Annotated in this window: 23 protein-coding genes; 12 read left to right on the forward strand and 11 right to left on the reverse strand. The window is 68.6% G+C overall.

The features are described from left to right. Positions 1-434 precede the first annotated feature (434 nt). The 3 genes from GNX95_RS40485 to GNX95_RS40495 are packed head-to-tail and all read left to right on the forward strand — an operon-like array spanning position 435 to position 4617. The gene (locus GNX95_RS40485) at positions 435-2660 is read left to right on the forward strand and encodes a glycosyltransferase (RefSeq protein ID WP_163513379.1); all 2226 of its coding nucleotides are present in this window, start codon (positions 435-437) and stop codon (positions 2658-2660) included. Next, positions 2657-3556, forward strand: coding sequence for an alpha/beta fold hydrolase (locus GNX95_RS40490; protein ID WP_222854304.1), 900 nt, complete (start codon positions 2657-2659; stop codon positions 3554-3556). Before GNX95_RS40485 ends, GNX95_RS40490 begins: the two co-directional genes overlap by 4 nt. Continuing rightward, positions 3553-4617, forward strand: a complete 1065-nt coding sequence (locus GNX95_RS40495; RefSeq protein ID WP_163513381.1) for a glycosyltransferase family 4 protein — start codon at positions 3553-3555, stop codon at positions 4615-4617. Before GNX95_RS40490 ends, GNX95_RS40495 begins: the two co-directional genes overlap by 4 nt. Before the next feature lie 99 nt (positions 4618-4716). On the opposite strand, the gene GNX95_RS40500 is transcribed toward GNX95_RS40495, so the two are convergent. Genes GNX95_RS40500 through GNX95_RS40510 form a run of 3 tightly spaced genes read right to left on the reverse strand, consistent with a single transcriptional unit; the run spans position 4717 to position 6766 of the window. Further along, positions 4717-5496, reverse strand: coding sequence for an ABC transporter permease (locus tag GNX95_RS40500; protein WP_163513384.1), 780 nt, complete (start codon positions 5494-5496; stop codon positions 4717-4719). Beyond that, entirely contained in the window at positions 5493-6245 is a 753-nt protein-coding gene (locus GNX95_RS40505) for an ABC transporter ATP-binding protein (protein ID WP_163513386.1), read from the reverse strand. Before GNX95_RS40505 ends, GNX95_RS40500 begins: the two co-directional genes overlap by 4 nt. Continuing rightward, positions 6242-6766 carry a cupin domain-containing protein gene (locus GNX95_RS40510; protein WP_163513388.1) on the reverse strand — a complete coding sequence of 175 codons (525 nt, stop codon included), beginning with the start codon at positions 6764-6766 and terminating at the stop codon, positions 6242-6244. The genes GNX95_RS40505 and GNX95_RS40510 overlap by 4 nt, the downstream gene beginning before the upstream one ends. Before the next feature lie 219 nt (positions 6767-6985). Here GNX95_RS40510 and GNX95_RS40515 point away from each other — a divergent pair, with 219 nt between their 5' ends. Continuing rightward, positions 6986-8131, forward strand: coding sequence for a glycoside hydrolase 5 family protein (locus GNX95_RS40515; RefSeq protein WP_163513389.1), 1146 nt, complete (start codon positions 6986-6988; stop codon positions 8129-8131). Here GNX95_RS40515 and GNX95_RS40520 read toward each other — a convergent pair. Both GNX95_RS40520 and GNX95_RS40525 read right to left on the reverse strand, forming a co-directional pair. Next, the gene (locus GNX95_RS40520) at positions 8118-8939 is read right to left on the reverse strand and encodes a VC0807 family protein (RefSeq protein ID WP_163513391.1); all 822 of its coding nucleotides are present in this window, start codon (positions 8937-8939) and stop codon (positions 8118-8120) included. The two genes, GNX95_RS40515 and GNX95_RS40520, sit on opposite strands and share 14 nt — an antisense overlap. Then, positions 8932-9969: an FAD-dependent monooxygenase gene (locus GNX95_RS40525; protein ID WP_163513393.1), complete on the reverse strand. Its 1038-nt coding sequence runs from the start codon at positions 9967-9969 to the stop codon at positions 8932-8934. Before GNX95_RS40525 ends, GNX95_RS40520 begins: the two co-directional genes overlap by 8 nt. Positions 9970-10030: 61 nt before the next feature. Between GNX95_RS40525 and GNX95_RS40530 the strand changes: the two genes are divergently transcribed. Next, a complete protein-coding gene (locus tag GNX95_RS40530) occupies positions 10031-10504 on the forward strand; it encodes a MarR family winged helix-turn-helix transcriptional regulator (RefSeq protein ID WP_163513395.1) in 474 nt (157 codons plus the stop codon). Here GNX95_RS40530 and GNX95_RS40535 read toward each other — a convergent pair. Then, positions 10498-11424 carry a DNA-3-methyladenine glycosylase family protein gene (locus GNX95_RS40535; protein WP_163513396.1) on the reverse strand — a complete coding sequence of 309 codons (927 nt, stop codon included), beginning with the start codon at positions 11422-11424 and terminating at the stop codon, positions 10498-10500. The two genes, GNX95_RS40530 and GNX95_RS40535, sit on opposite strands and share 7 nt — an antisense overlap. A gap of 104 nt (positions 11425-11528) precedes the next feature. On the opposite strand from GNX95_RS40535, the gene GNX95_RS40540 reads away from it, so the two are divergent. After that, positions 11529-12647, forward strand: coding sequence for a glycoside hydrolase family 3 N-terminal domain-containing protein (locus GNX95_RS40540; protein ID WP_163513398.1), 1119 nt, complete (start codon positions 11529-11531; stop codon positions 12645-12647). Positions 12648-12716: 69 nt separating this feature from the next. Here the strand turns inward: GNX95_RS40540 and GNX95_RS40545 are convergent, their stop codons facing one another. From GNX95_RS40545 to GNX95_RS43690, 5 genes are all read right to left on the reverse strand, one after another. Continuing rightward, positions 12717-15071: a glycoside hydrolase family 65 protein gene (locus tag GNX95_RS40545; protein ID WP_163513401.1), complete on the reverse strand. Its 2355-nt coding sequence runs from the start codon at positions 15069-15071 to the stop codon at positions 12717-12719. After that, positions 15068-15781: a beta-phosphoglucomutase family hydrolase gene (locus GNX95_RS40550; protein ID WP_163513403.1), complete on the reverse strand. Its 714-nt coding sequence runs from the start codon at positions 15779-15781 to the stop codon at positions 15068-15070. The genes GNX95_RS40545 and GNX95_RS40550 overlap by 4 nt, the downstream gene beginning before the upstream one ends. 19 nt (positions 15782-15800) lie before the next feature. After that, positions 15801-16166 carry an STAS domain-containing protein gene (locus tag GNX95_RS40555; RefSeq protein ID WP_163513405.1) on the reverse strand — a complete coding sequence of 122 codons (366 nt, stop codon included), beginning with the start codon at positions 16164-16166 and terminating at the stop codon, positions 15801-15803. 216 nt (positions 16167-16382) lie between these two features. Beyond that, positions 16383-17165, reverse strand: a complete 783-nt coding sequence (locus tag GNX95_RS43685; RefSeq protein ID WP_163513407.1) for a SigB/SigF/SigG family RNA polymerase sigma factor — start codon at positions 17163-17165, stop codon at positions 16383-16385. Further along, entirely contained in the window at positions 17162-17548 is a 387-nt protein-coding gene (locus GNX95_RS43690; RefSeq protein ID WP_246281929.1) for an ATP-binding protein, read from the reverse strand. The genes GNX95_RS43685 and GNX95_RS43690 overlap by 4 nt, the downstream gene beginning before the upstream one ends. A 694-nt stretch (positions 17549-18242) precedes the next feature. Here GNX95_RS43690 and GNX95_RS40570 point away from each other — a divergent pair. The 6 genes from GNX95_RS40570 to GNX95_RS40595 all read left to right on the forward strand — a co-directional run bounded on the left by GNX95_RS40570 (position 18243) and on the right by GNX95_RS40595 (position 23937). After that, positions 18243-19289 (forward strand): ABC transporter substrate-binding protein, encoded by a 1047-nt coding sequence (locus GNX95_RS40570; RefSeq protein WP_163513409.1) that lies wholly within the window; start codon positions 18243-18245, stop codon positions 19287-19289. Between the two features lie 2 nt (positions 19290-19291). Beyond that, entirely contained in the window at positions 19292-20068 is a 777-nt protein-coding gene (locus tag GNX95_RS40575) for an ABC transporter ATP-binding protein (protein WP_222854306.1), read from the forward strand. Beyond that, a complete protein-coding gene (locus tag GNX95_RS40580) occupies positions 20058-20912 on the forward strand; it encodes an ABC transporter permease (RefSeq protein WP_163513412.1) in 855 nt (284 codons plus the stop codon). Before GNX95_RS40575 ends, GNX95_RS40580 begins: the two co-directional genes overlap by 11 nt. 74 nt (positions 20913-20986) lie before the next feature. Beyond that, complete coding sequence (mmuM, locus tag GNX95_RS40585) at positions 20987-21817, forward strand: homocysteine S-methyltransferase (protein WP_163513414.1); 831 nt, start codon at positions 20987-20989, stop codon at positions 21815-21817. A gap of 177 nt (positions 21818-21994) precedes the next feature. Beyond that, entirely contained in the window at positions 21995-22222 is a 228-nt protein-coding gene (locus GNX95_RS40590) for a hypothetical protein (RefSeq protein WP_163513416.1), read from the forward strand. Between the two features lie 125 nt (positions 22223-22347). After that, entirely contained in the window at positions 22348-23937 is a 1590-nt protein-coding gene (locus tag GNX95_RS40595) for a beta-N-acetylhexosaminidase (RefSeq protein WP_163513418.1), read from the forward strand. Positions 23938-23941 lie beyond the last annotated feature (4 nt).

Genomic DNA, 23941 nt, shown 5'->3' on the forward strand with positions numbered 1-23941 from the left:
GAAAGGTCGCGTACCGCAATTCCGCCGAATTGGCCCAGAGCAAAGGTACTTAACCGTTGGGATGACGCGCCGAAGGTATGTCCTACTTCCGGGGTACGTGCGGATGGCACCTCCGGGTGGCGAGGCACGTGCGCGTTTGGCCTATTCTTTGGTTTGTGCCGGTTCGGCGATGAAGCCGATCACCGCTGGACGGACGGGCAGTGGGAGGGGCTGGCTGCGGTGACTCGGACCATTCCGATGACGCACTCAGCGACCTCTCAGTGCGCGGGTCGTAGGGTTGATTTGTTGCGTCCCGGTCGCCAAAGCCCGGAAATACCATTCCGAGCGTCGGTGCCGCCTCACGGTTGTCACCGGTTGTTCATGACCAGGCAAAGTTGGGCAGTGACCATGAAGTCATCGATGACGACCGCAGCCCGGACCGAAACCAGGCCCATATGACCGCGATCACTGCCTTCGCCATCCTCCTCGCCGCGCTCGGGGCCTGCTGCTACGCCGCCGGCGCCTGGCTGCAGCACGGTGCGGTCTCGGGTGTCGCCGCCGCCGAGAGCAAGTTCGGCCTCGGCTCGCTGGTGACCATGCTGCGCCAGCCGCGCTGGCTGCTCGGCCTGCTGGTCATCGTCGGCGGCATCGTCTCGCACCTGCTCGCGCTCGGCTACGCCCCGCTGACCATCGTGCAGCCGGTCGGCGCGCTCGCGCTGCCGCTCACCGTCTTCATCTACGCGCGATCGGCCGGCAACCGGCTCGGCCGCCGCGCGACCGCCGGCGCGCTGGCCACCACGGTCGGCCTCGCGGTCTTCGTCTTCACCGCCGCCAACGGCTCGACGTACACCGAGGTCAGCGCGGCCGCCGAGGTGCTGGCCACCCAGCTGGTGGCCGGTGGCCTGGTGGTGCTCGGCCTGGTCGGCCTGCTGGCCAAGGGGACCGTACGGTGCGTCGCGCTGGCCTGCGGCGCCGGCGTCGGCTACGGCTACGTGTCGCTGCTGATGCGCGGCATCATGCAGGGCTTCGGCGCGGAAGGCATCACCGGCATCCCGGTGCTGTCCGTGGTCTGCCTGCTGTTGGCGCTGGTCATCGGGGTCGCGATGCTGCAGCTCGCGTACGCCAGCGGACCGCCGGACATCGTCATCGCCTGCCTCACGCTGGTCGACCCGCTGGTCGCCGTCGGCCTCGGCATCGGCCTGCTCGGCGAGGGGGCCCACAACGACCAGTGGATCATCACCGGCGAGATCGTGGGCGCGCTGATCGCCAGCATCGGCGTGGCCATCCTGGCGCGCTTCCATCCGGAACGGCTGCGCAGAGCCGCCGACCGGGTCGAGGCAAAACCTAAGAACTCGCTCACCGAAGCCGCGCTCCTTGGCCTCGGTGAGCGCAAGCTGCGTATCGTCATCGCCGCCGACACGTTCCCACCGGACATCAACGGTGCCGCGCGCTTCGGCTCACGGCTGGCCCGCGGCCTGGTCGAGCGCGGACACGAGGTGCACATCATCTGTCCGTCGCGGACCATCCACGACGAGACGACCACGTACGAAGGCGCCACGCTGCACCGCATCGGGTCATACCGGACGCCGTGGTTCCATCCCACCTTCCGGCTCACGCCGGTGTGGCGGATCGCGCGCGCGACGCGAAAGCTGCTCGACGAGGTCGAGCCGGACGTGATCCACGTGCAGTCGCATTTCCTGTTCGGCGACGCGCTGCTGTGGCAGGGTTCGCGGCGCGGCATTCCGGTGGTCGCGACCAACCACTTCATGCCGGAAAACCTCTACGGCTCACTGCACCTGCCGCATGTCGTACGCGCCGCGGTCGGCCGGCACCTGTGGCGTTCGGTGGTGCGCCGTTACAAGCGGGCCCAGATCGTCACCGCGCCGACCGGTCGTGCGGTGGAGTTGTTGCACGACAACGGTTTTCCGGAGATCGCCATTCCGGTGTCCTGCGGCATCGAGGTCGAGCTCTACGCGCGGCACACCGAGGAGTTTCTGGCCGCGCACACCGAAAAACGGCCGCCGATGGCGCTTTTCGTCGGCCGGCTCGACGAGGAGAAGCACATTGACGAGCTGGTGCGCGCGATCGCGAAGGTCCAGCTGCCGGAGCCGCCGCACCTGACGATCGTCGGCGGCGGTGTCTGCCGCGGACCGCTGGAGGCGCTGGCCGCCGAGCTGGGGATCGCCGACCGCGTCCATTTCACCGGCCTGGTCACCGACGAGGAAGTGCGCGACGCGTACGCGGCCGCCGACGTGTTCTGCATGCCGAGCATCGCCGAGCTGCAAAGCATCGCCACGATGGAGGCGATGTCGTCCGGCAAGCCGGTCATCGCCGCCGACGCGATGGCGTTGCCGCATCTGGTACGACCAGACGAAAACGGCTGGCTTTTCCGGCCCGGTGACGTGGACCAGTTGGCGGCGATGATCCAGCGGCTGCTGTCCGACGCGGAGTTGCGCGCGCGGTTCGCCGCGGCCAGCCGGCGGATCATCGCGCCGCACGACATCAACGCCGTTCTGCGTACGTTCGAAGACATCTATCGTGCGGTCATCGACGGTTCGCCGGCCGACCTGGTCCAGCAGCTGGTCGCCGGCTCCGGCACGCAGACGCGCGCCATCGCGCCGCCGCCCAACCGGATCCGCTTCCGCGAGCAGCTGGCTCGGCTGTCCGGACGGTCCCGGTGACGGCTGTCGTGCCGAGCGCCGAGGCACGCGCCTCGGTCGAGTCCGTCGCCACCGTCGACGGTGCCGAGCTGCATTACTGGACTTACTATCCGGCGCCGCGGGTTGGCGTCGAGGCGCCGACTTTGGTCATGGTGCACGGATTTCGCGGCACCCACCAGGGCCTGGAGCTGATCGCCGGCAACCTGCCGGAGTTTCGGGTGGTCAGTCCGGACCTGCCGGGTTTTGGCCTGTCGCCGCCGATGCCGGCGTTGCCGCACGACGTTTCCGGCTACGCAAAGGTGATCGCCGACCTGATCCGGCAGGTGTCGGCCGGTCCGGTCGTGTTGCTCGGACATTCCTTCGGGTCGATCGTCGCGGCGCGGATCGCCGCTTTTGAGCCGGAGCTGGTCAGCTCGCTGGTTCTGGTCAATCCGCTGGCCACACCGGTGCCGGCGAACGGTGGTCCTGGGCGCCTTGGTCTGCGGTTCGCTTCCGCGTACTATCGCGCCGCCGTCGCCATGCCACCGCGCGCCGGCCGGTTTTTGCTTGCCAGCAAGGCTTTCACGCTCTCGATGAGTGCCGCGATGGCGGTGACCCGCGACCGTGAGCTGCGCAAGGACATACACCGTCGGCACCTGCTGCATTTCAGCGACTTCCACGACCGTGCCGTGCTGCTGCAGGCTTTCACCGCGATCGCCTCCTGCGGTGTCTGCGACTATGCGGCGGACATACATGCGCGTACGCTGCTGATCGCCGGCGACCGCGACCGGATGGCGCCGCTGGCCGGCGCACGCTGGCTGCTGCCGCGGCTGGCCGACGGCCGGCTGCGTACGATCGACGGTGTCGGACACCTTGTGCATTACGAAAAACCGGCGGCCGCCGCCGCGCTGATCCGTGACTTCCTGGCCACGTCATGAAAGTCTTCTTCGACGCGCGGTGGACCCGGACCGACACGCATGACGGCATCAGCCGCTATGGCGCGAGCCTGGTGGAGGCTTTCAGCCGCATCCATCCGGTGACGATGATCATCAACGACGAGCGGCAGCTCGCTCTGTTGCCCGATGGCATTCCGTACGTCCGGCTCAACAGCGCGATGTCGCCGAAAGAGCTTTTCCTGCCGCGAAAACTGCGCAAGCTCGGCGCCGACGTGGTGTTCAGTCCGATGCAGGTGATCGGCAGCCTCGGCCGCGATTACCAGCTGATCCTGACGTTGCACGACCTGATCTACTACCGGCACCGCACGCCGCCCGGGTTTTTGCCTTTGCCAGTGCGGATAATCTGGCGGCTTTACCATATGACATATACGCCGCAGCGGCTGTTGCTCAACCGCGCCGACGCCGTTGCCACGGTGAGCGAAACCAGTCGCGACCTGATCGTGGAGCACCGGCTGACCAGGCGGCCGGTCGAGGTGATCTACAACGCCCCGCCGGAGGGGCTTGGCAGCACGGCGGCGGTGGAGCCGACGAAGGACCTCGTCTACATGGGGTCGTTCATGCCGTACAAGAATGTCGAGACGCTGATCGCCGGCATGCGGTTTCTGCCCGGCTACACGCTGCATCTGGTCAGCCGGATCAAGCCGGAACGCGAGGCCGAGCTGCGCGCACTGGTGCCGGATGGCGCCGAGGTCGTCTTCTGGCGGGGGATCAGCGACGGCGACTATCACCAGCTGCTCAAGTCGGCCGCCGCGCTGGTCACCGCCTCGAAGGACGAGGGTTTCGGCCTGCCGCTGATCGAGGCGATGGCCTTCGGCGCTCCGGTGGTGTGCAGCGGACTGCCGGTTTTTCACGAGGTCGCCGGCGAGGCCGCCGCGTTTTTCGACACCGACTCGCCCCGGACGTACGCGGACGCCGTGCTGGCGGTCTCCGAGCCGGCGCGCCGCGCCGAGCTGGCCGCCGCCGGCCGCGCGCGTGCTGCCGACTTCACCTGGGACTCGTCGGCGCGGCGCCTGCTCGCGCTCATGCAGCGCCTCACCGCGTAGACCGCATGGCGGCTACACCCAGGTCGACAAGGGTTGCGTCCAATTGTCGGATGGGGGCTTAAACTCAAGTCCCACGCAAGCATGGTGGCCATGCGACCACTAGCGGTGGCTTTCGCGGTAGGTGAAGGCGATCGTGCCGGCGAGAAGCAGCACGGCGAACAGGCCGCCGACCACGACCGCGTCGATGACTGGGCCGGCGACCACGACCTCGGCATAGCGTGAGCTGCCGGCATAGAACTGCTCGCGGGTGAGGCCGACGGCATAGCGCAGCGGCATGGCCCAAGCCAGGAAGTCCAGATATGGCGGCAAACCGTGCAGCGGTACGATCACGCCGGCCACCACGTACTGCGGGATGATCAGAAACTGGAAGACCTGCATCGCCGACCGCTGGTTGGGCAGGAGCGCGACGGTCGCCAGGCCGAAAGCGGCGCCGAGCAAGGTGGTCGCGACACACGGAAGCGCGAGCCGGAGCAGCAACGACGGCGTCAGGGCGACGCCGACCAAACCGGCGGCCGCCACCACGAAACAGCCCTGCAGCAGCGCGACGCCGCTCTCGCCGGCGATTTTTCCGGCCATCAAGGCAAAGCGTGACACCGGAGCGACGAACAGCTCGCGCGAGAAGTCGGTCTCGCGGTCCTCGACGATGGAGATCATGCCGGCTGCCGCGGACTGGAACAGGCTCGCGGCGAGTACGCCGGTGAAGGCCAGCGTCACCGCGTCCAGTCCGGTCACCTTCCCGACCGTCGATTGCAAGACCGTACCGAGGCCGGCGATGAGGACGATCGGAAAAGCGAGGTTGACGGCCAGCCGCGCGCGGTCGCGGACCAGTTTCGTCACGTCCCGCTGCGCGATCGCCAGGATGGCCCAGAGCGTGGTCATAGCCGCGATTTCTCCAGCAGCAACAAATAAGCGTCCTCGAGGCTGAGGCCGCCGGCGCGCAGCGCGGCTGGCGTGTCCAGTGTCAGTACGCGACCGCCCGACATCACACAGACGGTGTCGGCGGTTTCCGCCTCTTCCAGGTAGTGCGTCGTGAGAAAGATCGTCGTGCCGTCGCTGCAGCGGATCTCGTCGAGATAGACCCACAGGTCGCGGCGGCTTTCCGGATCCAGTCCGGTCGTCGGCTCATCGAGAAAGAGCACGCGCGGCTGATGCATCAGTGCGCGTACGATCTCCAGCTTTCGCCGCGTGCCACCGGAAAGCGACCGCGTACGCTGGCCGAGCACGTCGTCAACGCCGAGGATCGCGGCCAGTTCCTCGACATGCCAGCGATACGCGCGCGGCATCAGCCGGTGCGACGCGCGCCACGGATAAAGGCCATAGAGGATCGCGTGCAGCCGGATGTTTTCCTCGGCGGTGAGGTTGGGGTCCAGCGACGGCTGCTGGAAGACGATGCCGATCTCGCGGCGGATCCTGGAGCGTTGCGTGGCCAGGTCGAAACCGGCAAGCCGCACCTTGCCGGCTGTCGGCAGCAGAATCGTGGTGAGCACTGACAAAGTCGTCGTCTTGCCGGCTCCGTTCGGCCCGAGCAGGCAGAAGAAGTCGCCGTCCGGCACGTCGAAGCTGACGCCGTCGACCGCCGGGCGGTCGCTGCCGCGAAACCGCTTGGTCAGCTCGCGCACCTCGATCATCGCGCGGACCGCCGATATCGCCGGTCGAGCCGGCACAGCCTGGCCAGCCAGGCAGCCGGCACCACGACCGCGTTGACCAGCGCGCCAAAATGCGGTGCGCGCACTTCCCGGCGGAAATCCGCCATGAACAGCACCAGATCCAGCGGCGCCGGCAGCCGGCGGCCGCGTCTGGACAGCCACGCGGCGGTGGCGAGCAGGTCCTGCATGTCCAACGCCGGCCGCGTCTCCACCAGCACGTGCGCGGTTTCGCTGCCGGGGTTGGAGAAACTGTGCGCGACTCCTGGCGGCACCCGCACCACCTCGCCGGGACCGGCGACGACCGTACGTCGGCCGAGCCGGAAACGCATCCGGCCGGCCAGCACGACAAAACGCTCGTCCTGCTCCGGATGGGTGTGACCGCTCGGCACGTGTCCGCCTGGCGCCAGGAAAAGTTCCCACGACAACAGCGAGCCACCGGTGTCGGCCGCGGTCCGCCTGATCACGATCCGCTCGCCGGTGGCCGGGTTCTCGATGACGGACACTGCGCCTCCTCGCGGTTCGTTTCCGTGCCGATCGTCGCGAAAACCGGCGCCGCCGTCGTCCGTTGGCGAGCCAACGTCGGATACGCAGATCTGCGACGCTGGGACGGCGCGCGTACGTCCTGGCGCGTACGTGCGGATAGCTCGCCCGGCCGACGACAACGGCCACGGCACCGGTGATGCTGGCAATGACAGCAGTCGACGCCAGCGAGGAGTGCAAGCATGAGGCGAGCCGCCGCATTGGCCGTCGGAGCCGGCATCGGACTTGCCGCTCCGCTGCTTTCCGAGCTGCGCGTACGAAAAGCGGCGCGTCCGTTGACCAGCGACTGGCGACGCCGGCCGGTTTGCCGGCGCGGAGTCACCCGGCTCGGCCTGAGTTTTCGTCCGCTGCAGGCCGAGGCGCTCGGCCTCGACGCCGGACAGGCGCTCAAGGAACTGCTGTCCTATCCGTACGAGACGATCCGGCTCGCCGCCTACTGGGACCGGATGGAGCCGGCGCCCGGCCAGTGGCTGACCGACGACCTCGACCGCCAGCTGGATGCCGCGCAGGCGGCCGGAAAGCAGGTGATCCTCTGCCTCGGACCGGTGAAGGCCTTCGGCTATCCGGAGTTTTTCGTGCCGCCGCACCATTTGCGGACGCCGCTGGCGGAAGGGTCACTGGTCGAGCGCCGTGACCTGCTGGAGGCGGCGGCCGGATTCGCCGTCAAGGTCGTCGAGCGCTATCGCGATCGCCGCTCGATCGTCGCCTGGCAGGTGGAGCACGAGGCGACCGATCCGCTCGGCATGGAACATTCGTGGCGGCTGTCGACCGCCTTCGTACGCGCGGAAGTCGAGGCCGTACGCGCCGCGGATCCCGGCCGGCCGGTGATGATGAACGGATTTCTGCCGACTTCCACGGCGGTCCGCTTCCAGCAGTGGTGGCGCACGCGTGACCAGGGCGATTCACTCGACGTGGCGATGCGCTTTGCCGACATCGTCGGCATCGATTACTACCCGCGCCACGCGGTCACCGAGGTGGCTGGCCGGACGGTGTATCTCGACGGCAGCCGCCGGCCATGGCTGCAGCGCCGGCGAAAGGAACTCTTCGACTGGGCCGCGGCCGGCGACCGCCAGCTGATCGTCGCCGAAGGCCAGGCCGAGCCGTGGGAAACCGTTACGGTGCCGCCGAATCCGACCTCCAACGCCATGTTCAGCTGCCTGCCGGAAAACCTGATCGACAACTACAACCGGTGCATGCGATGGAGCCGGTCGGCGCGTACGCCGTTGTCCGCGTATCTGTTCTGGGGTGCCGAATACTGGCTTCTGCGCCACCGGCAGGGAGACTCCAGCTATCTCCGCGCCTTCGAGCGGGTCCTCAACGAGAGCTGACCTCCATTTCCGCGTCGAGAATCCGCCGTGCGCGCGGCACGACCAGGCCGCGACCGATGACAAACCACAAGGCGACCATGACGATCAGCGGAATCTGCGAGGTGAAGGACGTTTTGGTGACGGCATCGGCCGGCTGGCCGTAGATGATCACGATACGCAGCACGGCGTCGATGAGCAGCACGACACCGAAACCGGCTGTCAGGCCGCGATAGATCGCCCGGAACTGTCGCGACTTTTCCCACGTACGGTCAAAAGCCTCGGCGCGAGCCGGATCACCATTGGCGGCGACGGGTTTCAAGGCCGTACGCATCAGCGGATTGGTGGTGAACGCGGACACGAGCATGTAGACGCCGCCGACCGCCATGTAGAGCGAGGTCCTCGCCAGCACGAATCGCGCGTCGCCGCTGATCGAGGTGAGGACGACGCCGAGCGCCACTTCCACCAGCACCAGCAAGGCAAATCCGTCGAGCGTGGGCCGGCTCCGGTCGAGCAACAGGTCACCGATCACCAGCACGCCGGAGGTGATCGCGCCGGCCACCATGCTGGGCACGGCACCGAAACCGGCGAGATAGCAGCCGACGATCGCCGTTGTCGCCAGCGCGGCCACCAGAATGCCGAATCTCCACCGGAAAACGCCGGTCTCGACGCGACCGGCGACGGCTTTTCCGGTCAGCAGCGTGCCGCCGATCGCCAGCCGTACGGCCGTTGGCAGCCCGGTCGGTGTCAGCGCCACCAGGACCAGAGCCGGCAGCAGAATGTCGGCCGCGATGTTGAGCAGCATGATCGCCAAGTACGCGCGCTTACGCATGGCTCACCTCCGCGGACGTCAGCCGCGCCGACCGTTCCAGTGCCGCACCGGCTCTGACGCGCATTTCCTTGTGGTAAGCCGAAACCGCGTCAGCCGGGTCGTCGCGGGCGGTGAGCTGGGCGACCAGCGAGCCGGCATCAGCGAGAGCGGTGTTGGCGCCTTCGCCGGCGGCCGGTGACATCGCGTGGATCGCGTCGCCGAGGAAGGCGACCGGCGTACGCTCCGGAATCGGCGGAATCTCCGGCATCGCGCGCAACGGTGCCAGAAAACTGTCGTCGGCGACACTCTCGCGCAGGATCGCGACAGCTCGTTTGTCCCAGCCAGCCGTACGTTCCACGGCAAACCGGACGAGGTCCCCGTCTCGCGGCAGCTCGCCGGACGGCCCCATCAGGACCCACATCACGTACGATCCGCCGTTCGGCGGATCGTACGCGCACAATGCCAGGACGGTCGTTTTGTCGACCACGCCGCAAAATCGGCTGTGCAGGATGGTCGGCGAGAGCCACGGCCGGTTGGCCGCGGTCAGCGGGGCGCGACCGAAAATCGCCGACCAACCGAGCCGCCGTGGCTCGGCGCCAGGCAACAGTTCCTTGCGCAGCACCGAATTGACGCCGTCCGCGGCGACGACCAGGTCGGCGTCGCCGACATCGGCGAGCGACCTGACACGACGACCGAACCGGATCCGGCCGGCCACTGCGTCGGCGAGGATGCGGCGCACGGTCCCGCGGTCGATCGCGCCAGGCGCCGGCGGCGCCTCATGCCGCGACACGAGCCGTAGGTCTGGCGCGTACAGATAGACACCGGGGTCGCTCTGCCGGTGCAGTGTCCGTTCGTACGCGGCGAAATGTTCGTCGTCCAGACAGGCCCGCAGGCCGCGATGGCCGTCAGCGTTGACGTTGATCCGATAACCCTGGCCGGCGTCGGCGACCTGCTCCCGAGCCTCCAGAACCTCGACCTGGAAACCGGCTCTGAGCAGGCCGTTCGCGACGCACAGGCCGCCGAGGCCGGCTCCTACCACGACTACACGCATTCTCTGACTCTCTAAGTGTCTCGGCTACTAAGATAATTGGAGAGTAAGATACGATGTGGTCATGACGCAAGGCATCACCCCGGAAGCGCAGGCCGCCGGCGCGTTGCTCGGCCGTGAGTTCGCCACTGCGATGGTCGTGTTCCACGAGGCGATCGGCCGGCTGCTGGGGCTCAGCTCGGTGGAGCGCAAGTGCCTCGACGTGCTGCAACGGCTCGGCCCGGTGACCGCCGGCACGATCGGCGAGCACACCGGCCTGACCACCGGCGCGGTCACCGGCCTGGTCGACCGGCTGGAGAAGGCCGGTCACGCGAGGCGTACGCGCGATCCGCACGACCGCCGCAAGGTCGTCGTGGAGCTGGTGCCTAACGAAAAACGCGATGCGCTGATGGCCGCGGCGTTCGGACCGTTCACCGACGACATGGCGAAGGTGGCCACCAACTACGACGAGGCCGAGCTCCGTGCGATCGGTGACTGGATCCGGCGTACGACCGACGTGCTGGTCGCCAACACGCGCCGAATCATGGAAATTCAGTGACGGCGGTGATCCTGGATGGTCATCCGCGGACCACGGCGTGGCGCGTGCGCGAAAGGTGACGACTCGATGAGGCGTACGACCCGATAGCGGTGCGGCCGCCACGGCTCGAGCAGCTCCACCATGCCGTCGTCGTCGAGCGGCTCGCCGACGAGCGCGTGGCCGACGACCTTGCTCAGGTGATAGTCGCCGACCGACAGCGCGTCGGTGTCGCCGAGCGCGCGGCCGGCGACCTCGGCGGCGGTCCACACGCCGATGCCGCGCATGGACTGCAACCGCCGATAGGCCTCCTCCAGTGGCAGGTCGGCGCAGCGGTCGAGCTGAGCGGCGACGCGCGCGCAGGTGACGATCGTGCGCGACTGCGGCGGCTCGACGCCGGCGCGATGCCAGTCCCACGACGGAATGTGGCGCCACACCTCGCCGGAGGGTGGCACGCGCATGGCCGCCGGCGCCGGACCTGGAGCTGGCGTGCCATAGCGGCGCACCAGCCAGCGCCAGGCCATCCTGGCCTGCTTGCCGGTCACCTTCTGCTCCAGTACGGCTGGCACCAGCGCCTCCATCACGCGGCCGCTGCGTGGAATGCGCAGGCCAGGATTTCGGTCGTACGACTCGGAAAGCAGCGGATGCGCCGGCACGAAGCCGGCCGGGTCGTCGCGACCGCCGAGCAGGTCAGGCAGGCCGGCGACGACCTCCTCGGCGCCGGGACCCCAGGCCTGGCAGGTGATCTCGTGCAGGCCGCGCGCGGTCAGCCGGTACGACGCGGGGCCGCTGGCCATCAGGGTCGTACGCCAGAGTGCGCCATCCGGCGCGAACTGGTGGCACGGGTCGCCGCCGCCGCGCGCCAGCGGCCAGAGCGTCGCGCGTACGTCCACCGGGAAGGCCGGTCGCCAGGTCGTTGTCACGGGCTCGGCGACGGCGGTCACGGGAGAGAGTCTACGGCGGGCCGGATGCGGCCAAATTGCGGCGATGTTTGTAAATTTCGCCATCTAGAGATGCGTAGTGACTCAGTTGCGGCTCTAATGGCCACATGAGATGGCAGTCACGCAGGTGGGCCGTCACGTCGGCCCTGGTGCTGGTCGCGGTCACCGCGACGACGTTCGCCGACACGCCGGTTTCGCAGGCTCGCGCGGCGAAGATCCAACTCACGCCTCAGCAGGAGGCCGGCCAGCGAGTGGTCTACTCGTATCCGGGGCTGACCGTGCCGCAGAGCCTGCTGACCGCGATCCAGAACGGCCAGGCGGCCGGTGTGATCTTCTTCAAGGAGAACATCTCCAGCCCGACGCAGATCTCCGGCGTCATCCAGCAGCTGGCGCGCGCCCAGCAACAGAGTCCGGTGCAGGCGCCGCTGCTGCTGATGACCGACCAGGAAGGCGGCCAGGTGCGCCGGTTGCCGGGCGCGCCGGAGTTGTCCGAGAAGGAGATCGGCGCGTCGTCCAACGGCCCGACGCTCGCGACGCAGGCCGGCACCGGAGCCGGCGACAACCTGCGCGGCGTCGGCATGAACCTCAATCTCGCGCCGGTGCTCGACGTCTATCGCACCGCCGGTGACTTCATGGACCAGTACGGCCGTTCGTACAGCATGAACGCCACCACCTGCGGCAACCTCGGCCGCAACTTCATCAGCGCGCAGCAGGCCGTCAAGGTGGCCGCCACCGCCAAGCACTTCCCCGGCATCGGGTCGGCCACCACCAACCAGAACACCGACGCGCGGCCGGTCACGCTGAACGTGCCGCTGTCGACGCTGCGCAGCGTGGACGAGGCACCGTACGGCCAGGCCATCGGCGCCGGCGTGAAGCTGGTGATGACCTCGTGGGCCGTCTATCCGTCGCTGGACGCCAACCGGCCGGCGGGTCTCTCGTCCACGATCGTGCAGCAGGAGCTGCGCGGCCGGCTCGGCTTCTCCGGCGTGACGATCACCGACGCGATCGAGGCCGGTGCGCTGCAGGCGTACGGGACGACCGGACAGCGCAGTGTCCTGGCCGCGCAGGCCGGCATGGACCTGATCCTCGCCTCGGCTCGCGACGTGAGCCAGGGCCAGGCGGCGACCACCGCGCTGGCCAACGCGCTGCAGTCCGGCCAGCTCGACCAGGCCGCCTTCACCGCTTCGCTCAACCGCATCAACGCGCTGCGCAGCAGCCTCGGGTAGAAGGCCGCATGGCCACCATGCTTGCACTGGATGCACGCATGGTGGCCATGCGCGCATTCGGCGACGGGGTCAGCGGATCGGCCGGCGGCGGCTGGGTTCGCGACCTGGCGGCTGGTGGACCGGTGCCACCTCCGGCAGCGGCGGGATCGGCATGGTGACCGGCGTGTCCGGCTCCAGCGTGATCGTCTCGCCGTGATGCCGTACGCACGTCGGCTGGCCGTCCAAAGCCGTGTAGCGCACCGAATCGGCGCGCACCTCGACGCGCAGCGGCGTGCCGCGTACGCACACACGGAAGGCGAAACCGGTCAGCGCTGGCGGCAGCCGCGGCGCGAACGACACACATTCGTCACCGACCCGCAGCCCGCCGAAGCCGGCCACCATCGCGTTCCAGCCGCTCGCCAGCGCGGCGATGTGCAGGCCGTCGGAGGTGTTGTGTTCGAGGTCGCGCAGGTCCATCAGCGTGGCCTCGGCGAGATAGTCGTAGGCCAGCTCCAGATGGCCGACTTCCGCGGCGATCGCCGCCTGCGTGCCGGCCGACAGCGACGAGTCGCGTACGGTTATCGCTTCGTAGTAGGCGAAATTCCGTGCCTTCTGCGCGGCCGTGAAAGCCTCCGGATATTGCTGCATCGCGAGCACCAGGTCGGCCTGCTTGACCACCTGCTTGCGATAGAGATCCAGATACGGGAAATGCAGCAGCAGTGGATAGTGTTCCGGACCGGTGTTCGCGAAGTCCCAGAACTGGTGCCGGGTGAAGCCGTCCGACTGCGGGTGGACGCCGATTTTCTCGTCGTACGGCACATACATCGCGTCCGCCGCCGCGGCCCAGCCGGCGGCCTCGGCCGCGCTGATGTCGAGTTCCTTTGCGCGGCCCGGAAATCTCTTCGCCAGCTGCGCGGCCGCGCGCAGGTTTTGTTGCGCCATCAGGTTGGTGTAGACGTTGTTGTCGGCGATCGCGGAGTATTCGTCGGGACCGGTGATGCCGTCGATCCGGAATTCGCCGTCGCGGCCCCGATGTCCGACCGACATCCACAGTCGCGCGGTCTGCGTGACGATGTCCATGCCCAGACCGCCGGCGAAATCCTGGTCGTCGGTCACTCGGCAGTAGTTGACCACGGCGTCGGCGATGTCCGCGTTGACGTGCAACGCGGCCGTACCAGCCGGCCAGTATCCGGAGCATTCCGCGCCGTCGATGGTCCGCCACGGAAACGCCGCGCCGGCGAAGCCGAGTTGTCTGGCCCTGTCCAAGGCGGACGGCAACGTGCTGTGCCGCCAACGCAACGCGTGTTTCGTCGCCTCCGGATACGTCAGCGTCAGCACCGGAAGCACGAACGTCTCGGCGTCCCAGAACGTGTGCCCGTCGTAACCCGGCCCGGTCAGCCCCTTGGCTGGTACGGCCCGGCCCTCGCTGCGCGCGGATGCCTGCAGCACGTGGAAAAGTCCGAACCGCAGGCCCTGCTGCAGCTCCGGATCCCCGTCCAGCTGGATGTCGGCGTTGGTCCAGAACTGGTCGAGGAACTCGCGCTGTTCGGTGCGAAGTCCGTCCCAGCCGGCGCGGTGCGCGGCGACCAGCGCGGCCGCGACCTGGTCGCGCACCGCCGGCAGCGAGCGGCGGCCGGACCAGCCGTACGCGACGTATTTCACCAGCGTGAGTTTCTCGCCTGGTTGCAGGACAACGGCGACCGTCGTCCGGCCAAGGTCGGCGGCCGAGTCGGACGTGATCTCCCGCTTTTCCGGTCCGTCGATGGTGTGCACCATCCCGGCTCCGACCCGGATCTCGCTGCGCCGCGTGTGATGCACGAGGTAGGCGCCGTTGGGCCGGCTGCCGTGGTCCTCGCTCACCAACGCGTCATGCAGCATGGCCGACGCGCGCGGGTCGCCGTTGCCGACCGGCAGCTGCTCGTTGGCGACCAGCTCCGACTGCAGCACGATCCGTGCCGGCTCGCCGACCGCCTCCACCTCATAGCGGATCGCCGCGATCGCGCGGTGCGTGAAGGACACCAATCGCTGCGAGCGCACGCGTACGACCTGACCGGCCGGCGACTCCCACTCCACCTGCCGGTCCAGCAGGCCGGTGCGGAAGTCGAGCTCACGGCGGTGTGCGTGCACGACGCCGTAGCGGATGTCGAACGGCTCGTCGTCGACCAGCAGCCGGATCAGCTTGCCGTTGCTGACGTTGAGGATCGTCTGGCCGGACTCCGGATAGCCATAGCCGGCCTCGGCGTGCGGCAGCGGGCGGATCTCGTGGACGCCGTTGAGATAGGTCCCCGGCAGGCCGTGCGGCTCACCCTCGTCGAGGTTGCCGCGCCAGCCGATGTGTCCGTTGGACAGCGCGAAAACCGACTCGCTCTGCGGCAGCATGTCGGGCTCCAGCGCGCTCTCCACCAGGCGCCACGGGTCGACGTCGTAGGCCGGATGCGGGATCACGCGTCGTCCTCCAGCAGCTCGGCGAGATCCTCGACCACCGTGTCGGCGCCGTGTGCGCGCAACTGCTCGGCCTGGCCGACCCGGTCGACGCCGACCACGAAGCCGAAGTGGCCGGCTCGACCGGCCGCCACGCCGGCCAGCGCGTCCTCGTACACGACCGCCTCCGCCGGCTCGACGCGCAGGTCGGCGGCACCGGCCAGGAACGTGTCCGGCGCCGGCTTGCCGGACAGGCCCCGCTCGTGCGCGACGTTGCCGTCGACGCGTACGGCGAAGAAGTGCTCGATGCCGGCCGCGGCCAGCACGTCCTTGCAGTTCGTACTCGATGACACCACCGCGCACGGCAGGCCGGCCTCGGTCGCCGCGCGCAGATAGCGCACGGAGCCGTCGTACGCCTGCACGCCCCGCTCGTGGATCATCCGCAGCACCAGCTCGTTCTTGCGCAGGCCGAGCCGGTGGATCTCGTCGCCGGACGGCTCGATGCCGCGCGAGGCCAGGAACGAGCGCGTGCCGTCGTCGCGTGGCTTGCCGTCGACGTACTCGTCGTAGTCGGCGACCTTGTCGAACGGCCGGAAACCGGGTCCGTCGCGCTCGCGCAGGTAGTCGTCGAACATGGTCTTCCAGGCGGCGGCATGGACCTTGGCCGTCTGGGTCAGGACCCCGTCCAGATCGAACAGACAGGCCCGGATGGAGTCGGGGAGGCCGAGTCGCACTCCATCAGGCTACGAGACGTCAGCTCGCCCCGCGCGCCTCGTCGAGCGTGCCGTACACGGCGAAGGTGGCCTCCAGGCCGGTCAGCTCCAGCAGCCGCTCGATCGGCGAGCCGCCGAGCACCAGCCGCAGGCTGACCTGCCGCAGCTCCGCGTGCTGCTGCTGCTCGACCAGTGCCTTCAGGCCGGCGGAGCCGACGAAACCGAGCCCGCTCAGATCCAGGACCACGGCCCGCGGAGCGGCGTCGATGCGTGCCTCGACCTGCCGAGAGAACTCCGGCTCGGTGGCCATGTCCAGCTCACCGGCGACCGTGACCACGGTGACGCCGGCGCTCTCGGAGACATCGACACTGAGGCCCGCGCCAGGTGGGTACGCCGGGTCCGTCATCGGATGCCACCCTCCAGAGCCACGAATTCCCTGTCGATGCGACAGATTACCCGGACCGGTCGGTCGGTGTGTCAGGAGCGCTCGGTTGCCGTGGCGGCGCTCTCACAGGCCCGGACACAGCAAAGCCCCGGCCGCCACGGGGGGAGCGGTCGGGGCTGCGCTGCAAGTAAAGCTTGACACGGGCCGCGTCGCGGCGCAATACCTGGAACCTGTGTGTCAGTCCTCGGTGAGGGCCTCGCGCAGGTTGGCCAGCGTACGGGCCAGGATCCGGGACACCTGCATCTGTGAGACGCCGACCTGTTCGGCGATGCTGGTCTGCGTCATGTTGCCGAAGAACCGCAGCATGAGGATCTTGCGGTCGCGCTCCGGCAGCGCGGCCAACAGGGGCTTGAGGGCCTCGTGATTGTCGATGCCGTCCAGCCGCGAGTCCTCCTCGCCGAGCGTGTCGCCGAGCGGCGTGTCGTCGGAAAAACCCGGAGCGGGGGCCTGCAAGGAGTCGGTGTGGTACGCCCGGCCGGCCTCCAGACCCTCGTACACCTTCTGGATGTCCAGGCCGAGGTGGTCGGCCAGCTGCTGCGGGGTCGGCGCGGCGCCGAGCTGCTGCGAGAGCTCGGCGGCTGCTCCGCTGACCGCCAGGTGCAGCTCCTTGGCGCCGCGCGGCACCCGGATGGCCCAGCTGGCGTCGCGGAAGTGCCGGCGTACCTCACCCATGATGGTCGGCACCGCGAAGGACAGGAAGTCGCTGCCGCGTTCGGGGTCGAACCGGTCGACGGCCTTGACCAGGCCGAGCCGCGCCACCTGCACGAGGTCGTCGTGCGCCTCGCCGCGGTTGCGGAACCGCAGCGCCACGTGGTCGGCGACCGGCAGGTATTCGGTGACCAGCCGCTCGCGCAGGTCGGCGCGCCGCGGATCGCTGTCCGGCAGTCCGGTCAGCTCGGTGAACAGCGGTTCGAGCTCGCTGTAGTCCCGCGGCTGATCGGGCTCGAGTGACTCGGTCACCCGGGCTGCACCGTCCCGCGAGCCTTGACCGCCTCGATGTGTAAGGCGCCGTCGTCCAGCCAGTTGCGCGCCGAGTCGACCAGGGCGGTGAGCACCCGCCAGCCGAACGACGTGGTGCTGTGCGGCGTGGCGCTCTCCGTACGCACCGAGCCGTGCACGGTCAGCTTGTCGCCGGTCATGTCGAACTGGCACGCCAGCACGGCCGCGCCGGCCGAGCGGGTGATCAGCTCCGAGCACAGCTCGTCGACGGCCATGGTGATGTCGGAAATCGCGTCGAGATCGAAGTTTTCCCGCATCGCGATAGTGCTCGCGACCGCCCTGACCACCGGCAGCTGCGTCGGCTCCGCCGGCACGCGCACCTCGACCACCTGGGGAACGTCCACCTCCGCACCGTAGCGTCTCCGGCCCCCACCTGCTCGCACCCGGGTCGGCGGCCGACCGTCGGACGCTTGGGTGTCCGCCTTGGGTGTCCCGCGGCTGGACGCCCGATGCCTCTGTCGAGGGCGGCATGGATCGTTTGGTTGGTCTTTCTGAGTGTTGCGTTGGGTGGGCGGTTGGTTTGCGTACGCGGCAGGCCCGGTCGGACATCGGTGTGGCGGGGAGCCCGTCGCGTCGGCCGGTGTGGCAGGTATTGCACCTCTGGGGTGCCTCAACTGAGTCGTCAGTCGCAGTCGTCACATCCGTAACATCGTCGATGCAAGCATGGTCCCCTTGCGTGCGCTGGATGCACGTAAGGAGGCCCAGCCACCATCATTCAAACCGGCAAGACGGGCATTTAGCGCTACATCATGTGCCATGGCGGCCTTTCGACGCGCGGGACCGCAACGCATGAGGAGCAGCCGGACATAAGTGGAGATTGCCGGCGGTGGATGTGGTGCAGGTCGCCGAGTGCGTGACGTGACGGTGCCGATTCGCATAGCATCAACGTCCATGCGCTCGCTCCGGCTGGTCAGCCGCCGGCACATCGACATGTGCCGGGTCTTCAGCGCCGCGTGTTGTCGCTGACACCTTCTCCGTACGTCCGCGTTTGACCTGAAGTCCGCGCACAATCCTCGCAAATTCCCCCAGGAGACGTCTGTGTCAGCATCTCCGCGCCTTCCGCGGCGCGCCCTGTTCGCGACCGCCGCGGCCGCGGTCCTGATCGCTGCTGGCCTCACGGCCTGCGGCGACAGCGGCAAGGTCGAGTCGGTACGACTCGGCTATTTTCCCAACCTGACACACGCGACGGCGATCGTCGGAGTGCAGGAAGGCCTGTTCCAGAAGTCGCTCGGCGCCACCAAGCTGACGACCCAGACGTTCAACGCCGGCCCGGCCGAGATCGAGGCGCTGTTCTCCGGCGCCATCGACATCGGCTACATCGGTCCGAGCCCGACGGTCAATGCGTACGTGAAGTCCAAGGGCAAGGCGCTGAAGGTGATCTCCGGGTCGGCCTCCGGCGGCGTCCTGCTGGTGGTCAAGCCGGGCATCAAGAAGCCGGCGGATCTCAAGGGCAAGAAGATCGCGACTCCGCAGCTGGGCAACACCCAGGACGTGGCGCTGCGCTATTGGCTCAAGCAGCAGGGTTTCACCACCACCAAGGACGGCGGCGGCGACGTACACGTGACGCCGCAGGAAAACCCGGTCACCGTCGAGGCCTTCGGCAGCGGCGCGATCGACGGTGCCTGGGTGCCGGAGCCGACCGCGTCGACGCTGGTCAAGGCGGGTGGTCACGTGCTGGTCGACGAGCGTGACCTGTGGCCTGGCAAGAAGTTCGTGATCACCAACGTGATCGTCCGTACGGAGTTTCTCCAGCAGCATCCCGACCTGGTCAAGGCCTTCCTCAAGGGCCAGGTCGCGGCGACGCGGCTGATCACCGGCAACCCGGCCAAAGCGCAGCAGGACGTGATCACCGCGCTCGGCAAGCTGACCGGCAAGCCGCCGAAGGCCGCCCTGGTCGCCTCGGCGTGGAAGAGCATCGAGTTCACCAACGACCCGCTGGCCAGCACGCTGGTCACCGGTGCCAACCACGCGGTCGAGATCGGCCTGCTCGACAAGCCCAACCTGACGGGTCTGTACGACCTGACCATCCTCAACCAGGTGCTCACCGAGGCGCACCAACCGACCGTCCCGGAGCCGAGCACATGACGATGACCGAGCTGAGCCCGGACAGACAGACGACCGCACCGGCCGTACGCATCGACGCCGTCAGCAAGGTCTTCGGCCAGCGCGGCGGCCAGGTCGTCGCGCTGGACGGCATCTCGTTGACCGCCCGGCCGGGCGAGTTCGTCTGCCTGGTCGGCGCGTCCGGCTGCGGCAAAAGTACGTTGCTGTCGCTGGTCGCCGGGCTCGACTCGCCGACCGCCGGCACCATCGACACCGGCGGCGCTCGTGCCGCGCTGATGTTCCAGGAGCCTGGCCTCATGCCGTGGCTGACGGTGGCCAGCAACGTCGAGCTGCCGCTGCGGCTCAGCGGTGTCGGTCGCACCGAGCGGCGCGATCGCGCGCGCGAGCTGTTGGAGACCGTACATCTCGCGGATTTCGCCGCGAGGCGGCCGCACGAGCTGTCCGGCGGCATGCGCCAGCGGGTCGCGCTCGCGCGCGTACTCGCCGCCAACGCCCCGGTGTTGCTGATGGACGAGCCGTTCGGCGCGCTCGACGCGATGACGCGTGACGTGCTGCACGACGAGATCGAGCGGATCTGGTCCGAACGCCAGCTCACGGTGCTTTTCGTGACCCACAACGTACGCGAGGCGGCGCGGCTGGGCGACCGGATCGTGCTGCTGTCCAGCCGGCCGGGCCGGGTCGTCGACGAGTTCGCGGTGGACATCCCGCGGCCGCGGCGGATCGACTCGCCGGAGGTGTCCAAGCTGGCCTCGGTCGTCACCGACCGGCTGCGCGAGGAGGTGCGCCGGCATGGCCGTTGACAGCAAGGTCGAGCTGGCCGGCCTGGACGCGCTGGAGCTCGGCGGTGGGCGTACGACCGGACTCGGCTCGCGGTTGTGGGCGGCCAGCTGGCCGAAGCTGCTGGCGGTCGCGCTGGTCTTCGCCGCCTGGCAGCTGATCGTCTGGTCGGGCCTGAAGCCGGACTACATCCTGCCGGGGCCGGCGGAGGTCTTCGCCTGGCTGTGGCAGAACGTCTTCACCGCTCAGTTCTGGACCGCGATCGCCATCACGATGACGCGCGCGCTCAGTGGCTATGCGGTGGCGATCGTGATCGGCGCGATCGTCGGCATCGCGGTCGTACGCGTGAGGGCGCTGCGCGCGGCCATCGGCTCCCTGATCACCGGCCTGCAGACGCTGCCGTCCATCGCCTGGTTTCCGCTGGCGATCCTGCTCTTCCAGCTGTCCGAGCAGACCATCACCTTCGTGGTCGTGCTGGGTGCGGCGCCGTCCATCGCCAACGGGCTGATCAACGGCGTCGACTACGTGCCGCCGCTGCTCAAGCGGGTCGGGACCAACCTCGGAGCACGCGGCCTCGGTCTCTATCGGCACGTCGTCCTGCCGGCCGCGCTGCCGTCGTGTGTCGCGGGCCTGAAGCAGGGATGGGCCTTCGCGTGGCGCAGCCTGATGGCCGGTGAGCTGCTGGTCATCGTGCAGGGACGGCCGTCGATCGGCGCCGAGCTGCAGCACGCACGCGACCAGATCCAGCCAGAGATCGTCATCGCGTTGCTGATCGTCATCCTGATCATCGGCATCCTGGTGGACACCGCGTTCAGCTTCGCCGACCGCACGCTGCGCTCGCGCTGGGGCCTGTCCGACACGCGTTGAGCACGCTGGTCCGACTGAGTCGCAGTCGGCCGGACCAGCGGCGCTTCAAGTATGCCGCGCGGCACACTGGGCAGGTGGTTTTTGCCGAGGTCGTACGCGAGCGGGTCGTCGTGCTGGACGGCGGTCTGGCGACCGAGCTGGAGCGCCGCGGCAACGACCTGTCGTCCTCGCTCTGGTCGGCGCGGCTGCTGCGTGACGATCCGGCTGAGATAGTCGCCGCACACCGCACGTTTTTCGCCGCCGGCGCCCAGGTCGCGACGACCGCCAGCTATCAGGCTCCGCTTGAGCTGCTGCGGCATAGCGTCCCGTTGGCGCGTGAGGCGGCGGACGAGGCAGGCGGCTGGGTCGCGGCCTCGGTCGGCCCGTACGGTGCCGCGCTCGCCGACGGTTCGGAATATCGCGGCGACTACGGCCTGAGCGTCGACGCTTTGCGCGCGTATCACCGGCCGCGGCTGGACCAGCTCGTCGACGCCGGTCCGGACGTACTCGCCGTGGAGACCATTCCGTGTCTCGCCGAGGTCGAGGCCCTGGTGACCGAGCTCGACGCGATCGGATTTCCGGCTTGGCTCTCGCTGACCTGCGACGGCACGCGTACGCGCGCGGGCGAGCCGGTCGCGGAGGCCTTCGCGATGGCTCGCGACTGCGCCGCGGTCGTCGCGGCCGGGGTCAACTGCACGGCGCCGGCCGACGTGCCGGCGCTGGTCGAGCTGGCGGCGGCGAGCGGCAAGCCGGTCGTCGCGTACCCGAACAGCGGCGAGGCCTGGGTCGACCGCCGCTGGACCGGACCGGCCGCCTTCTCCACCGCCGAGGTCGACGGCTGGCTCGCCGCCGGAGTGCGGCTGGTCGGTGGCTGCTGCCGCGTCGGCCCGGCCGAGATCGCCGGGATCGCCGAGACCGTCCGCTGAAATACATTCGGAATTCCGGCGGACCGGAAAAGGTTTTACGGATCATTCTTTCTCGATTCCTGCAGGCCATCGACCGTTAACGTTGCGCAGAAAGTCTTGACAGCGCTGGGACCGAGGAATAGGCATGTGACAAGGCAAAGCCGGCAGATGTCCGGCGGCCCAAGGGGTGTGAGCGGCGTGTCCAGGAATACTTACTACATTGCCGGTGACCTTCCTTACTACGCGATTGCCTGCGACACCTGTGGCGCGTCCTTCACGTGTTACGACGATTCCTGTTACCAGTGGAATTCGCTGTGCGCGACCGCGGAGTACGCCGGCTGGCGGCTCGCCGACGACGGCCGCGGACCACATCTGTGCCCGGACTGCGTCGCGTCGACCTCGCCGCGCCGGCTCGCCACCACCTGACCGTAAGCAGTCAGCTGTGCCGAAACCTTGACGGGTGGTCTACGGCTGCTCGAAGATGTCTGCGCTGAGCAGTTTCGGAGCATCTTCGATCATGCTGACGAGCGTCGGACAGGGGTTGCACGCACATGTCCAGACCCACACGCCGCACCATCCTCACCGCCGCGGCCGCCACCGCACTCTCGCTGGGGCTGCCGACGACACCGGCCGAGGCCGCCGAATCGGCCGCCGAGCTGCCCAAGCTGATTCCGGCGCCGGCCTCGCTGAAGTCGTTGCCTGGCAAGGATTTCCAGCTCACCGCGCGGTCGTCGATCGCGGTGCTGCCGGCGTACGGCCAACCGCTGGCGGCCGCCGAGATGCTCGCCGGCGTGCTGCGTCAGTCGACCGGTTTCGCGCTGCCGGTCAACCGGCCGTCGTCCGGTCCCAAGATCGTCCTGACGCTCGGCGGTCCGGCCTCGCTCGGCCAGGAAGGCTATGAGCTCACCGCCACCGCACACGCGGTGCTGATCCGGGCGCGTACGGCCGAAGGTCTCTTCCGCGGCATCACCACGCTGCGACAGCTGCTGCCGGCGAAGGTCGAGGCGAGCAGCCACCAGCCGGGTCCGTGGGCCGTGCCGAGCGTGCGGATCGCCGACCATCCGCGGTTTGGCTGGCGCGGCGCGATGCTCGACGTGTCACGGCACTTCTTCCCGGTCGCGGCCGTCAAGCGTTACCTGGACCTCATCTCGCTCTACAAGATCAACGTCCTGCACCTGCACCTGGCCGACGACCAGGGCTGGCGGATCGTCGTCGACAGCTGGCCGCGGCTGGCCACGTACGGCGGCAGCACGCAGGTCGGTGGCGGTGCCGGCGGCTACTACACGAAGCGGGACTACCAGGACCTGGTCGCGTACGCGGCGGCTCGCTTCATCACGATCGTGCCGGAGATCGACTCGCCGGGTCACACCAACGCGGCCCTCGCCTCGTACGCGGAGCTCAACTGCGACGGTGTCGCCCCGCCGCTCTACACCGGCACCGATGTCGGCTTCAGCTCGCTGTGTGTCGCCAAGCCGTTGACCTACAAGTTCCTCGACGATGTCGTACGCGAAATCGCCGAGATCACACCTGGCGCCTTCTATCACCTCGGCGGCGACGAGGCACACAGCACGCCGCACGACGACTACGTCACCTTCGTCGACAAGCTGCAGCCGATCGTCAAGGCACACGGCAAGCGGGTCATCGGCTGGGACGAGATCGGTGCGGCCAGCCTGCTGCCCGGCAGCTACGCGCAGCACTGGGACCCGGCGACCGGCAACCAGCCGGGCACCGAGAAGGCGCGTAACGCGGTCGCCAAGGGCGCCAAGCTGGTGATGTCGCCGGCCAGCAGGGCGTATCTGGACATGAAGTACAACAAGCAGACGCCGCTCGGCCTGTCCTGGGCCGGATACGTCGAGGTCAAGGACTCCTACGACTGGGATCCGGCGACGATCGTGAGCGGCCTCCAGGAGTCCGACATCGCCGGCGTCGAGGCGCCGCTGTGGAGCGAGACGCTGGTGAAGATCGCCGACATCGAGTTCATGGCGTTTCCTCGGCTGCCCGGCATCGCCGAGCTCGGCTGGTCGCCGGCCGCGTCGCACGGCTGGGACGCGTACAAGCTGCGGCTCGCCGCGCAGGCGCCGCGCTGGTCGGTGCTCGGCGTGAACTACTACCGCTCGACGCAGGTCCCCTGGCCATCGTGACCGT

Source organism: Fodinicola acaciae, from assembly GCF_010993745.1.
In the GTDB taxonomy this organism is placed as follows: domain Bacteria; phylum Actinomycetota; class Actinomycetes; order Mycobacteriales; family HKI-0501; genus Fodinicola; species Fodinicola acaciae.